The sequence below is a fragment of the Pseudomonas marginalis genome (assembly GCF_001645105.1).
Lineage (GTDB): Bacteria > Pseudomonadota > Gammaproteobacteria > Pseudomonadales > Pseudomonadaceae > Aquipseudomonas > Aquipseudomonas petroselini.
In genome coordinates, this window is the sequence record NZ_LKEG01000039.1 from 1 (window position 1) to 13,188 (window position 13,188).

Consider the following 13,188-nt stretch of genomic DNA (forward strand, 5'->3'; position numbering starts at 1 on the left):
TCCAAGGCACTGCGGTACATGCACATGTTTCAACCGACCGGGTAATCAAGGCTGCCAAAACGAAAAGACCTTGAAAGGGATGGTACTTAGGGTGACTGGCAGGTCAAATTACACTTATTTGACCCATCGGCCCATTAACGGTTGACACCTCGCCGCTGGGCTGTAGAATGCCGCCCACAGACGCGGGATGGAGCAGTCTGGTAGCTCGTCGGGCTCATAACCCGAAGGTCGTCGGTTCAAATCCGGCTCCCGCAACCAAACATCAAAAAAGGCTACTCGAAAGAGTGGCCTTTTTTGTATCCGGTAAAAAAGTTCTTCTGAAACAATGGCATGGCATCTTTCATGAAACCCCACACGGGTTGTAGAGTCCATGTCATTGCAAGCTATGCTGAATGCTCAAGCACTACCCTCTACGACCAATGGCCGCTGTCGCCGACCCCGGTGATACGCGTTAATATTTGTAATTATTTTGTCCATAGGGATTGGTAACTTGGCTGGATACCTCCATCCTGTCGCGCACAATCCACGAGGTGATTGATGCGCGCCAACTCGTCTGAACCACAAGACACCGTCACAGCAGAACAACCGATCCCGCCAACGCGTTTGCGTTGGCTGGACCTGGTGAGCAAGTACCGGCAACCCATCGGGCTGGCCGTCACGCTGCTGCTGTTCGCCATCGCCCTGATCGCTTGCCGACACCTGCTGCTGGAGCTGGACCTTTACGCCCTCCACGACTCGATCCTGGAAGTGCCCAAGCCGGCCCTGCTCGGCGCATTTGCCGCGGCCGTCGCCGGCTTTGTGATCCTATTGGGCTACGAGTTTTCCGGTGCGCGCTATGCAGGGGTGAAGCTACCCGCCAAGACCCTGGCCCTGGGCGGCTTTACCGCGTTTGCCATTGGCAATGCGATTGGCCTGTCGATGCTCTCGGGCGGCTCGGTGCGTTACCGTTTATATGCACGCCATGGTATCGGGGCGTCGGAAGTTGCCCACATGACGGTGTTCGCCAGCCTGGCCCTGGGCTGCGCACTGCCGCCCCTGGCTGCACTGGCCACCTTGAGCAACCTGCCCGCGGCATCCACCTATCTGCATCTGCCGCAAACCCTGCTCGGCGGCATCGCCGGCGCAGTGCTGCTGTTGTCGGTGGTGTTGTGCATCGGCATTTATCGCCGTCGCCTGCCGGAACAGCCCTACCCGGACAACCTGCTGGTCAAAGCCGGCCGTCGTACCCTGCGCCTGCCGGGTCGCCGCCTGACCTTCCTGCAACTGATCATCACCGCACTGGACGTCGCCGCTGCCGCCACCGTCCTTTATATGCTGCTGCCGGAAGCGCCGCCCTTCGGGCCCTTCCTGCTCGTGTACCTGCTGGCCCTGGCCGCCGGCGTGCTCAGCCATGTACCGGGCGGCGTGGGGGTATTCGAAGCGATCCTGCTGGCGGCCTTCGCCGATAAACTCGGTGCCGCGCCATTGGCTGCTGCCCTGCTGCTGTACCGCATGATCTATGTGGTGCTGCCGCTGCTGATCGCCTGCGTGTTCCTGCTGGTCAACGAAGCCCAGCGTCTGTTCCAGACCCAGCAAAGCCTGCGGGTCGCCTCGGGGCTGGCGGCGCCAGTACTGGCCGTACTGGTTTTTTTGTCCGGCGTGGTCCTGCTGTTTTCCGGCGCCACGCCCGAAATCGACTCACGCCTGGAAAACATCGGCTTCCTGATTCCCCACCGCCTGATTGACGCCTCGCACTTCGGCGCCAGCCTGATCGGCGTGCTCTGCCTGCTGCTGGCCCAGGGCCTGCGTCGACGCTTGTCAGCCGCCTGGATGCTGACCATGGTGCTGCTGCTGGTGGGCGCCCTGCTCTCGCTGCTCAAAGGCTTCGATTGGGAAGAAGCCAGCCTGATGACCATGACCGCCATCCTGCTGGCAATCTTCCGCCGCTCGTTCTACCGCGCCAGCCGCCTCACCGAGCTGCCCTTCTCGCCGCTGTACCTGGTCGCCAGTGTCTGCGTGCTGGGAGCCTCGATCTGGCTGTTGCTGTTCGCTTACCAAGACGTCCCTTACAGTCACCAGCTGTGGTGGCAGTTCACCCTGGACGCCAACGCCCCACGCGGCTTGCGCTCGCTGCTGGGCGCCGCCGTGCTGCTGGTGATCGTGTCGCTCACCTGGCTGCTGCGCACCGCGCGCCCGGTGATCCACCTTCCGACCCCCGACGAACTGGAGCGCGCCAGCAAGATCCTGATGGCCTCGTCCCAGCCGGACGGCGGCCTGGCGCTGACCGGTGACAAGGCGCTGCTGTTCCATCCCAATGATGAAGCTTTCCTCATGTACGCCCGTCGCGGGCGCAGCCTGGTAGCCTTGTACGACCCAATCGGCCCGACCCAGCCCCGCGCCGAAATGATCTGGCAGTTCCGCGACCTGTGCGACATCCACCACGCGCGCCCGGTGTTCTACCAGGTCCGCGCGGAGAACCTGCCGTACTACATGGACATCGGCCTCACCGCGATCAAGCTGGGCGAAGAAGCCCGCGTCGACCTGAAACGCTTTGACCTGGAAGCCAAGGGCAAAGAGATGAAGGACCTGCGCTACACCTGGAACCGCGGCACCCGCGACGGTCTGTCCCTGGAGATCTTTGAACCGGGCACGGCGCCGATGGATGAACTCAAGGTCATCTCCGATGCCTGGCTGACCGGCAAGAACGTACGGGAAAAAGGCTTTTCCCTGGGACGTTTCAGCGACGACTACCTCAAGCACTTCCGCATTGCGATCATTCGCTTCGAAGGGCGCCCGGTGGCCTTCGCCAACCTGCTCGAGACCTACAACCACGACCTGGCCAGTCTCGACCTGATGCGCGCCCACCCGGATGCGCCCAAGCTGACCATGGAGTTCATGATGGTCGGCCTGATTCAACACTATAAGAGTCACGGCTACGCCCGCTTCAGCCTCGGCATGGTGCCGTTGTCGGGCCTGCAACCACGCCGCGGCGCCCCGCTGACCCAACGCCTGGGCTCGATGGTGTTCCGACGTGGCGAGCAACTGTATAACTTCCAAGGTTTGCGCCGCTTCAAAGACAAGTTCCAGCCTGACTGGGAACCCCGTTACATGGCCGTGCCCGCAGGACTTGATCCGCTGGTGGCACTGGCCGATACCGCCGCCCTGATCGCGGGCGGCTTGACTGGATTGGTGAAACGCTGATGATTCGACGTTCCTGGCGGTATGTATTGGCCTTTGTAGTGCTGCTCGCCCTGGTCCTGGGTGGCGGCTATTGGTACTGGAACCGCCCTGCCCCGCAGCCGACCCTGGAGCAACTGCCCCAGGCCGACGGTTCGGTCATGACCCGCGTGACCCCGTACGGCACGCCCAAGGCCCGTGTGGCCGTGGCCGTGATGGCCGATGAAACCCTGACGGACAGCCAACTGATTGCCTTGAGCCAAGGCGGCAAGGCGCAGATTGTCCAGGTGATCCTGCCCAAGGACGATTGCAAGCTGCAGGAACAAGCCCTGCAAAGCGCCCTGGGCCAGCTCAAGGGCCCGGCGACGCTGGTCAGCGGCATCGGCCCTGGCGCAAGCCTGGCCTGGCGCTGGCTGGCGGCACAAAGCGACGACAAGGCCAACGCCATCTCCGTCGGTTTCGCCATGACCCAGCCAGGCTGCAACGACCCTTTGCCGAAAACCTCAGCCCACGGCAATTGGCTGGTGGCCTGGAACGACAACCCTGAGGATGATGCCGCCAGTTTCGTACGCGATACCCCACGTGCCACGACCAGCATCAGCGACTACGACATTCATTACCCGCAAGTGCTGAACAACGAGCTGCGCAAGCAACTGGTGGGCTCGGACAACGGCGGCCTGGCGATTCCAGTGGTTGAAGTACCGGCGGGCCAAGCCAAGGACACCGTCACCCTGTTCCTCTCCGGCGACGGCGGCTGGCGCGACCTGGACCGCGACGTGGCCGGTGAAATGGCCAAGATCGGCTACCCGGTGGTGGGCATCGACACCCTGCGCTACTACTGGCAGCACAAGAGCCCGGAACAAAGCGCCAAGGACCTCACCGAGCTGATGCAGCACTACCGGCAGAAGTGGGGCACCAAGCGCTTCGTGCTGACCGGTTACTCGTTCGGCGCCGATGTACTGCCGGCCATCTACAACCGCCTGCCGGAAAACGAGCAACAGCGCGTGGACGCGATCATCCTGCTGGCATTTGCGCGTACTGGCAGCTTCGAGATTGAAGTGGAAGGTTGGCTGGGCAACGCAGGCAAAGAAGCCGCCACCGGCCCGGAAATGGCCAAGCTGCCGCCTGAGAAAGTGGTGTGCATCTACGGTGCGGAAGAAGTCGACGAGAGCGGCTGCACGGACAAGACCGCCGTGGGTGAAGCCTTGAAGTTGCCAGGTGGGCATCACTTCGACGAGAACTACCCGGCGCTGGCCAAACGGTTGGTGGATATCATCGTGAAGCACCAGGCCAAGGACAAAGCCGAGTAATTTCTGCCATACGCAAAACCAAATGTGGGAGGGGGCTTGCTCCCGATAGCGGTGGGTCAGCCAAAGATCAGTTGGCTGGTCTACTGCCATCGGCAGCAAGCCCCCTCCCACATTGGCTTTGTGGTGTTGCTTAGATCTAGCGTGGCTCGATGTGCGCGATCATCAGTTGCACGGTTTCATTCCCGCGAAACTCGTTCACATCCAGCTTATAGGCCAGCTCCACCCAACGCACCGTCGGGTTCGGCCAGACCTCACGGTCCACCCCAAACGCAATGCCGTCGAGCTTCACGGACCCGCATTCGCTCTTGAGCACCACTTTCAGGTGCCGCTCGCCCACCACGCGCTGCTCCACCAACTGAAACACCCCGTGAAACAACGGCTCGGGAAAGTGCTGCCCCCACGGGCCCGCGTGCCGCAATGCGCGGGCCAGTTCCAGGTGAAACTCTTCCACTGCCAGAGTACCGTCGGACAGCAGGCGCCCGGTCAGGTCTTCTTCGCGCAGCTGCCGACGCACTTCGGCATCAAAGGCCTCGGCAAACAGCGGGAAGTTTTCTTCGGGCAGCGTCAAACCGGCGGCCATGGCATGGCCGCCGTATTTGGCGATCAGGTGGGGATGCTGGCTGGCGACCACCGCCAGCGCATCGCGGATATGAAACCCCGGCACAGAGCGCCCTGAGCCCTTGAGCAGGCCATCACCGGCATCAGCGAAGGCGATGGTCGGGCGGAAATAGCGCTCTTTCATGCGCGAGGCGAGAATGCCGATCACGCCCTGGTGCCATTCCGGGTCGAACAGGCACAGCCCGTAGGGCATCGACTCCACCGGCAAGTCCTTGAGCTGGGCCAGGGCCTCGCGCTGCATGCCTTGCTCGATGGATTTACGGTCCTGGTTCATGCCGTCCAGTTGCGCGGCCATTTCACGCGCGGCGGAAACGTCGGTGGTGAGCAGGCATTCGATGCCCAGGCTCATGTCATCCAGGCGCCCGGCGGCATTCAGGCGCGGCCCGAGGATAAAGCCCAGGTCGGTGGAGGTGATACGTGCCGCGTCGCGCTTGGCCACTTCAAGGATCGCCTTGATCCCCGGCCGTGCGCGACCGGCGCGGATGCGCTCCAGGCCCTGATGCACCAGGATGCGGTTGTTGGCGTCCAAGGGCACTACGTCGGCCACACTGCCCAGGGCCACCAGGTCGAGCAGTTCGCCGATGTTGGGTTGAGGCTTATGCTCGTACCAGCCCAAGCTGCGCAGGCGCGCCCGCAGGGCCATCAGCACGTAGAAGATCACGCCCACACCGGCCAGGGCCTTGCTCGGGAACTCACAGCCCGGCTGGTTCGGGTTGACAATGGCATCCGCCGCCGGCAATTCATCGCCGGGCAAATGGTGGTCAGTTACCAACACCTTCAGCCCGGCCGCTTTCGCCGCCGCCACGCCTTCGACGCTGGAGATACCGTTGTCCACGGTGATCAGCAACTGCGGCTCGCGCTGCAGCGCGACCGCAACGATTTCCGGGGTCAGGCCGTAGCCATACTCGAAGCGGTTGGGCACCAGGTAATCGACATGGGCGGCGCCGAGCAAGCGCAGGCCCAAGGTGCCCACGGTGCTGGCAGTGGCGCCGTCGGCGTCGAAGTCGCCGACGATGAGGATACGCTGGCGCTGTTCCAACGCGGTCACCAGCAAGTCCACCGCTGCGTCGATGCCCTTGAGCTGCTGATAGGGAATCAACCGCGCCAGGCTTTTGTCCAGCTCGGCTTCGGACTGCACCCCGCGCGCGGCGTAGAGACGGGTCAACAGCGGTGGCAAGTCACCGAGAAACGGCAGGACGGCAGGCAACGGGCGAGGATCGATACGCATGGGGCGACGGGAGCTTCTCTTTGATAAGACGGTTAAACAACAAGGCTACAAACGACACAGGTCATTGTGGGAGGGGGCTTGCTCCCGATTACGGTGTATCAGTCGATGGGGTGCTGACTGAACCGCCGCGATCGGGAGCAAGCCCCCTCCCACCGTTTCAACCGCGCTCGCCGACCAGCCATTGCAGTTGGACTTCATGCTGGCCACGGTCGTCAGTGACGAAAATCGTGCCTTCGCTGATCATCACGTCCCACTTGATAACGCGGGGCATGTCCTTGGCCAGCGTCTCGAGGACTTCCTGGGGCACGGCGGCGATGTGCACGTTTTTCAGGTTATTCGCCACAGGCACCACCTTGCCTTCCCACACCCGCAGGCTGCCGTAGGCCAGCAGGCTGGTGCGTTCGGTGCGGCGCGAGCACCAGGTGAGGCGGTCGGCATCCGGCTGGCCGACTTCAATCCAGTGCAAAACCCGGTCATCCAGGCTTTTTTCCCACAGGGCTGGCTCGTCTACATCTGACAGGCCACGACCGAATGCCAACTGCTCGTTGTACCAGAGGGCGTAGGCCAGCAGACGTACGGTCATGCGCTCTTCGGTTTCCGAAGGGTGGCGGGCGATGGTCTGTTTAACGCTCTCGTACACCGAGCGGTCAAGGTCGGTGAGGTTGAGTTCGAATTTGTAGGTCGTGGACGGCTGGGCCATGAACGGACTTCTAGAGACAGGGAAAGGCGGCCAGTCTAACCGATGGCGAGGCCATTCAACGAATCCTGCGCTGCATCATCCTTATCCCTGGGCCGCTCGCCTATGTTAAAAGGCATCACACCACCGCCCCGCGCAGACAAGGATCCTCATGTCGTTTAATGCCAAACCGCTTGCCGGCCTGAAAGTCATCGAACTCGGCACCCTGATCGCCGGCCCGTTCGCCTCACGTATCTGCGCGGAATTCGGCGCCGAGGTGATCAAGGTCGAATCGCCGGACGGCGGCGACCCGCTGCGCAAATGGCGCAAGCTGTACGAAGGCACGTCGCTGTGGTGGTTTGTGCAGGCGCGCAACAAGCAATCGCTGACGCTGAACCTTAAGCATCCGGACGGCCTGGCCATCCTCAAACAGCTGTTGGCCAACGCCGACATCCTGATCGAGAACTTCCGCCCCGGCGTGCTGGAGAAACTCGGCCTGAGTTGGGAAACCCTGCACGCCCTCAACCCCAAGCTGGTGATGGTGCGCCTCTCCGGCTTTGGCCAGACCGGGCCAATGAAAGACCAGCCAGGGTTTGGTGCGGTGGGTGAATCCATGGGCGGCTTGCGCTATATCACCGGGTTCGAAGACCGCCCGCCGGTGCGTACCGGCATTTCCATCGGCGATTCGATTGCCGCGTTGTGGGCGGTGATCGGCGCGCTGATGGCGCTGCGTCATCGCGAAGTCAACGGCGGCCTGGGCCAGGTGGTCGATGTGGCGCTGTATGAAGCCATCTTCGCCATGATGGAAAGCATGATCCCGGAGTTCGACGTGTTCGGCTTTATTCGCGAACGCACCGGCAACATCATGCCCGGTATTACGCCCTCCTCGATCCACACCAGCGCCGACGGCAAGCATGTGCAGATTGGCGCCAACGGGGACGCGATCTTCAAGCGCTTCATGTCAGCCATTGGCCGTGAGGACTTGGCCAACGATCCCTCGCTTGCCAGCAATGACGGACGCGACAGCCGTCGCGATGAGCTGTATGGGGTGATTGATCGCTGGGTAAACTCACTGCCGCTGGATCAGGTGGTGGAGCGGCTGAATAAAGCCGAAGTGCCTGCCAGCCGGATCTACAGTGCCGAGGACATGCTGGGCGACCCGCAATTCCTTGCCAGGGAGATGTTCCTCAAGGCCCAGCTTCCCGACGGCAAGGCGTTCAAGATGCCGGGCATCGTGCCCAAGCTGTCGGACACGCCGGGCAGCTGTGAATGGGTGGGGCCACAGTTGGGTGAACATAACAGCACGGTGCTGGGCAGCCTGGGTTATGACGCGGCCGCGATTGTGCGTTTACGCGAGGACGGCGCGATCTGATGGCTCGTCGGCTTATTCAGCTAGGCCTCAGCGTCATGCTCGCTTGCGGCTTGCCTCTGCCGGCCAGCGCTGAAGACACGCTGATCTGGCTAGTGCGTGACTTGCCACCTTTGACCATTTTCGAAGGCCCGCGCAAAGGCCAGGGCGCGCTGGATCAACTATTGCCGATACTGATCGAGCGCCTGCCGGAATACCGGCATCAGGTGCTGCACGTCAACCGCGCTCGGGGCACGCAAATGTTGAGTGACCCCTCATTCACCTGCGATCCATCGCTGCTGTGGACGCCGGAACGGGCCAAGTACGTGGTGTTTTCTCGCCAGGCGTTCGTTACCCCCAGCAATGGCATCGCGATACGGCGCAGCCAACAGGACGCCATGGCGCCGTTCATCGTGGACGGCCAGTTCGACCTGCAGGCTTTTCTCGACGCCCGTGGAACGCGGGTGGGTGCCACGGCGGAGCGCAGCTACGGCCCGGTGATCGATGAGCAGCTTAAACACGCCGATGCACACACAGTGGCGCTTCATTACGGCAACGACGCCCTTGGCAGCTTGTTGCAAATGCAGCGCCGGGGACGGCTGGAAGCGGTGTTGGGGTATTGGCCGGAAATCCGCTATCACGCGCTGCAACAGAGGATTGCTTCGGACGACCTGAGCTTTTATCCGATCAAAGGCTCAATGCCCTACCAACGTACGCATATCGCCTGTTCGGATACCGCCCAGGGGCGTCGTGCCATTGAACGAATCGACCAGGTGCTGCGCGACATCCCACAGGAGCAGGTGCAGCAGTCCTATGCTGCTTGGCTGGATCCGGTCATGCGCGAACAATACCTGCGCGACAACCCGCGCTTTTTCCAGGACTCACCCGAACCGTGACAAATCGCAGGCAAAAAGAAACCCCGAAGGGTGGGGAGACACCTCGGGGTTAAACGTGGCCTACAAAGACCAGTACAGCAAGGCACAAACACCGGAGCACAATGTTTGCTCTTGCTGTTACGAAATCTGACCGGCCACGTTGTAGGAAGTTTCCACAGTTAAACAATTCTTCATGCGACGGCGGGGCTGCGCGTCTGGGCAGCATTGCGCAAGGCTGCAATGACCGACGGTTCCAGGCGCCCTTCGGCAATCTTGAGGTCGCGCAACAGGCAATCCACCACATCCACCAGCACGCGCTTGTCCATCAGTTGCGCACGATCGACTTCACGCTCGACCACGATAGCGCCAGCAGGATTCTTCACCGTCACCAGGCACTCGCCCTGCACACCAGAGGTGGTCAGCGTAACCTGATAAGGGCTCAGTGCTTCTTCGAGCAATAGGCTGATACTTTCCATCTCGATCACCACTCAATAGTTCGGGAACAATCGTTTCAACGGGAGCTGCATCTATCCTAAGTGACTGTTTGTGACGTAGGAAAGTTCGCTTTATCGTCTTTATGGGGCCGTCAGGGGGTGACGGATTCCAGCATGCGCTTGCAACATGACAGGGAAAAAACGGCTCACATAACTGCTTACGCAATGGGTGGCTGTTTTGGGGTTTGCCGGACGCGGAGGCAGAGGGTGAATCCTATACTCGGTGAGCGCTGGTCACTCTGCCATGCAGGCAAGAGCGCATATCAAAAGGCCCCTATTGCAAAGGATGATTACGATGGCGGAACAAAATGAACAGCAGACGTCGACAGACAGGATGCACGCCGAGGTATCACGTATTTTTGCTGAAATTGCACGTATGAACGCAGAGCAAAACAAGCTCAACAAAGAGTCCCTGAAGATAACCTGCGAGACTTTCTGGTACCCGGTGGGTATCGCAACAGGGTTTTATGCCGCCGTCGGCACCGTCATAGTCGTCGCGCAGAAACTATTCTCGTAACGCTCGACCGGGCCTGCCTGATACGAAAAACGCCGCTGACCCAAGGAAGGGAAAGCGGCGTTTTTGTCTACGCGGTGTGCCTTACAGCGGCTTACCCCGGTTGCCGTGCTGGCTCACAAACGCCTGCACAGCCTTCAGGTCATTGGCCAATACGGTGCAACGCTCTTCACGCTCGAACAGGTTTGCCAGGTGCACCGGCAATTCCAGTGCCTTGCCAACCCCGGCCTTCTCCACCGCTTCCGGGAATTTCACCGGGTGCGCGGTGCCGAGTATCACCATCGGGATGTCCAGGCTGCGACGGCATTCGCGCGCGGCCTTCACACCGATGGCGGTGTGCGGGTCGAGCAGCTCGCCGGTCTGGGCGTAGACTTCAGCGATGGTTTCGCAGGTCTGTGCGTCGTCCACGGCCAGCGAGTCGAACAGCTTGCGGGTTTCGGTCCAGCGCTCTTCATCAACGCTGAAACCGCCACCGCTCTTGAAGGTGTCCATCAAGCCGGCAATCGCCGCGCCATTGCGACCGTGCATGTCGAACAGCAGGCGCTCGAAGTTCGAAGAAACCATGATGTCCATCGACGGCGACAGGGTCGCGTGCAGGGTTTCCTTGACGTACTGGTTGCCGCTCATGAAGCGGTGCAGGATGTCATTGCGGTTGGTGGCGACGATCAACTGGTTGATCGGCAGGCCCATGTTGCGCGCCAGGTAACCGGCGAAGATGTCGCCGAAGTTGCCGGTTGGCACCGAGAACGACACCGAACGCGCCGGCCCGCCCAGCTGCAGGGAGGCATGGAAGTAGTAGACGATCTGGGCCATGATCCGCGCCCAGTTGATCGAGTTCACCGCCACCAGGCGCGTGCCTTTCAGGAAGCTCTGGTCGGCGAAGCTGTTCTTGACCATTTCCTGGCAGTCATCGAAGTTGCCTTCGATGGCGATGTTGTGGATGTTCTCGCCAAAAATGGTGGTCATCTGGCGACGCTGTACTTCCGACACGCGCTTGTGCGGGTGCAGGATGAAGATGTCGACGTTTTCGCAGTGCTTGCAGCCTTCGATGGCGGCCGAACCGGTGTCACCGGAGGTGGCGCCAATGATCACCACGCGCTCACCGCGCTTCTCCAGCACATAATCCAGCAAACGACCGAGCAGTTGCAGGGCGAAGTCCTTGAACGCCAGGGTCGGGCCGTGGAACAGTTCAAGCACCCACTCGTTGCCATTCAGCTGGCGCAGAGGCGCGATGGCGCTGTGGGAAAACACGCCGTAGGTCTCTTCCAGAATCTTTTTAAAGTCCGCATCGGGAATGCTGCCGGTGACGAACGGGCGCATCACCCGGAAGGCCAGCTCGTGGTACGGCAGGCCGGCCCACGAAGCGATTTCTTCCTGGGTGAAGCGTGGCAGGTTTTCCGGCACATACAGGCCGCCGTCAGTGGCAAGGCCTGCCAGCAAGACGTCTTCGAAATTCAGGGCCGGTGCCTGGCCGCGGGTGCTGATATAACGCATGACTGGCTCCTCTAGAGCATTCTTGAACAAGGGCCGCCGAACCTGCGGGGCCCTTGCAGCAAAACCATTAGTTCAGGTGTTCGACGCGAATCCGCACCACCGGCCCGACGACGCCCTGCAGGGCTTCCAGCGCGGCGATGGCATCGTTGATGTGCTGTTCGAGCACGCGGTGAGTCAGCAGGATCATCGGCACCTGGCCGTTTTGCTCCTCGACTTCCTTCTGCATGATCGACTCGATGTTGATGCCGCGCTCCGACAGGATGCTGGCGACCTGGGCCAACACGCCCGGATGGTCTTGGGCCTGGATGCGCAGGTAGTAGGCGCTTTCGCAGGCTTCGATCGGCAGGATCGGGTGGGCCGACAGCGAATCCGGCTGGAAGGCCAGGTGCGGCACGCGGTTTTCCGGGTCGCTGGTCATGGCGCGGACCACATCCACCAGGTCGGCGATCACCGACGAAGCGGTCGGCTCCATGCCGGCACCGGCGCCGTAGAACAGCGTTGAACCCGCGGCATCACCGTTGACCATCACCGCGTTCATCACGCCATTGACGTTGGCGATCAGGCGGTCGGCCGGGATCAGCGTCGGGTGCACACGCAACTCGATACCGGCCGGTGTGCTGCGCGCCACGCCCAGGTGCTTGATGCGATAACCCAAGGCTTCGGCGTAGTTCACGTCGGCGGTGGTCAGCTTGGTGATGCCTTCGGTGTAGGCCTTGTCGAACTGCAGCGGGATACCAAAGGCAATTGACGCCAGGATGGTCAGTTTGTGCGCCGCGTCGATGCCTTCCACGTCAAACGTCGGGTCGGCTTCGGCATAACCCAGGGCCTGGGCTTCGGCCAGCACGTCTTCGAAGGTACGGCCCTTCTCGCGCATTTCGGTGAGGATGAAGTTACCGGTGCCGTTGATGATGCCGGCGACCCAGTTGATACGGTTGGCGGACAGGCCTTCACGGATCGCCTTGATCACCGGGATGCCACCGGCCACGGCGGCTTCGAACGCCACGATCACGCCCTTCTCGCGCGCCTTGGCGAAGATCTCGTTGCCGTGCACGGCGATCAGCGCCTTGTTGGCGGTGACCACGTGCTTGCCGTTCTCGATGGCCTTGAGCACCAGCTCGCGGGCCACGGTGTAGCCACCGACCAGCTCGATGACGATATCGATTTCAGGGTTGGTGGCAACGGCGAAGACATCGTTGGTAATCGCAATACCGGTCGTTTGGAACTGAGGCTTTGGCGAACGCGTGGCAATTTGCGCCACTTCAATCCCGCGGCCTGCGCGACGGGAAATTTCTTCAGCATTACGCTGAAGTACGTTGAAGGTGCCGCCACCGACGGTCCCTAACCCACAGATGCCTACTTTGACCGGTTTCACTGAAGAACTCCCCATGAAACGGCCGACGCTAGGTCGGCCGTGGAAAACAGCCGCACAACTGCGGCTTTCAATTAATGGCCCGTCGACTTAGCCACGGGCCATG

At 61.4% G+C, this 13,188-nt stretch carries 10 protein-coding genes and 1 tRNA gene; 6 read left to right on the forward strand and 5 right to left on the reverse strand.

What is annotated here, in order from left to right; all coding sequences use genetic code 11:
* Positions 1-181: 181 nt before the first annotated feature.
* The 3 genes from AO064_RS14125 (at position 182) to AO064_RS14135 (ending at position 4,466) form a co-directional block, all read left to right on the forward strand.
* A tRNA-Met gene (locus AO064_RS14125) sits at positions 182-258 on the forward strand.
* Positions 259-537: 279 nt separating this feature from the next.
* A complete protein-coding gene (gene mprF, locus AO064_RS14130) occupies positions 538-3,180 on the forward strand; it encodes a bifunctional lysylphosphatidylglycerol flippase/synthetase MprF (protein ID WP_064053734.1) in 2,643 nt (880 codons plus the stop codon).
* A complete protein-coding gene (locus tag AO064_RS14135; protein WP_064053735.1) occupies positions 3,180-4,466 on the forward strand; it encodes a virulence factor family protein in 1,287 nt (428 codons plus the stop codon). The genes mprF and AO064_RS14135 overlap by 1 nt, the downstream gene beginning before the upstream one ends.
* Positions 4,467-4,602: 136 nt before the next feature.
* Here AO064_RS14135 and recJ read toward each other — a convergent pair whose 3' ends face one another.
* Both recJ and AO064_RS14145 read right to left on the reverse strand, forming a co-directional pair.
* Entirely contained in the window at positions 4,603-6,312 is a 1,710-nt protein-coding gene (gene recJ, locus AO064_RS14140) for a single-stranded-DNA-specific exonuclease RecJ (protein ID WP_046035252.1), read from the reverse strand.
* Between the two features lie 157 nt (positions 6,313-6,469).
* On the reverse strand, positions 6,470-7,012 hold the full coding sequence (locus AO064_RS14145; protein WP_003193952.1) for a YaeQ family protein: 543 nt from the start codon (positions 7,010-7,012) through the stop codon (positions 6,470-6,472).
* A 148-nt stretch (positions 7,013-7,160) separates the two neighbouring features.
* Between AO064_RS14145 and AO064_RS14150 the strand changes: the two genes are divergently transcribed.
* Together AO064_RS14150 and AO064_RS14155 are read left to right on the forward strand one after the other, a co-directional pair.
* Positions 7,161-8,360, forward strand: a complete 1,200-nt coding sequence (locus AO064_RS14150) for a CaiB/BaiF CoA transferase family protein (protein ID WP_015885691.1) — start codon at positions 7,161-7,163, stop codon at positions 8,358-8,360.
* The gene (locus tag AO064_RS14155) at positions 8,360-9,232 is read left to right on the forward strand and encodes a TIGR02285 family protein (RefSeq protein ID WP_064053736.1); all 873 of its coding nucleotides are present in this window, start codon (positions 8,360-8,362) and stop codon (positions 9,230-9,232) included. Before AO064_RS14150 ends, AO064_RS14155 begins: the two co-directional genes overlap by 1 nt.
* Before the next feature lie 170 nt (positions 9,233-9,402).
* Here the strand turns inward: AO064_RS14155 and AO064_RS14160 are convergent, their stop codons facing one another.
* Positions 9,403-9,687 (reverse strand): DUF3509 domain-containing protein, encoded by a 285-nt coding sequence (locus AO064_RS14160; protein ID WP_043205838.1) that lies wholly within the window; start codon positions 9,685-9,687, stop codon positions 9,403-9,405.
* 313 nt (positions 9,688-10,000) lie between these two features.
* Here AO064_RS14160 and AO064_RS14165 point away from each other — a divergent pair, with 313 nt between their 5' ends.
* Positions 10,001-10,222 (forward strand): hypothetical protein, encoded by a 222-nt coding sequence (locus tag AO064_RS14165; protein WP_016971927.1) that lies wholly within the window; start codon positions 10,001-10,003, stop codon positions 10,220-10,222.
* An 81-nt stretch (positions 10,223-10,303) separates the two neighbouring features.
* Here the strand turns inward: AO064_RS14165 and thrC are convergent, their stop codons facing one another.
* Positions 10,304-11,713, reverse strand: coding sequence for a threonine synthase (gene thrC / locus AO064_RS14170; RefSeq protein ID WP_046035251.1), 1,410 nt, complete (start codon positions 11,711-11,713; stop codon positions 10,304-10,306).
* 67 nt (positions 11,714-11,780) lie between these two features.
* Positions 11,781-13,085, reverse strand: a complete 1,305-nt coding sequence (locus AO064_RS14175; protein ID WP_025854832.1) for a homoserine dehydrogenase — start codon at positions 13,083-13,085, stop codon at positions 11,781-11,783.
* Between the last annotated feature and the right edge of the window lie 103 nt (positions 13,086-13,188).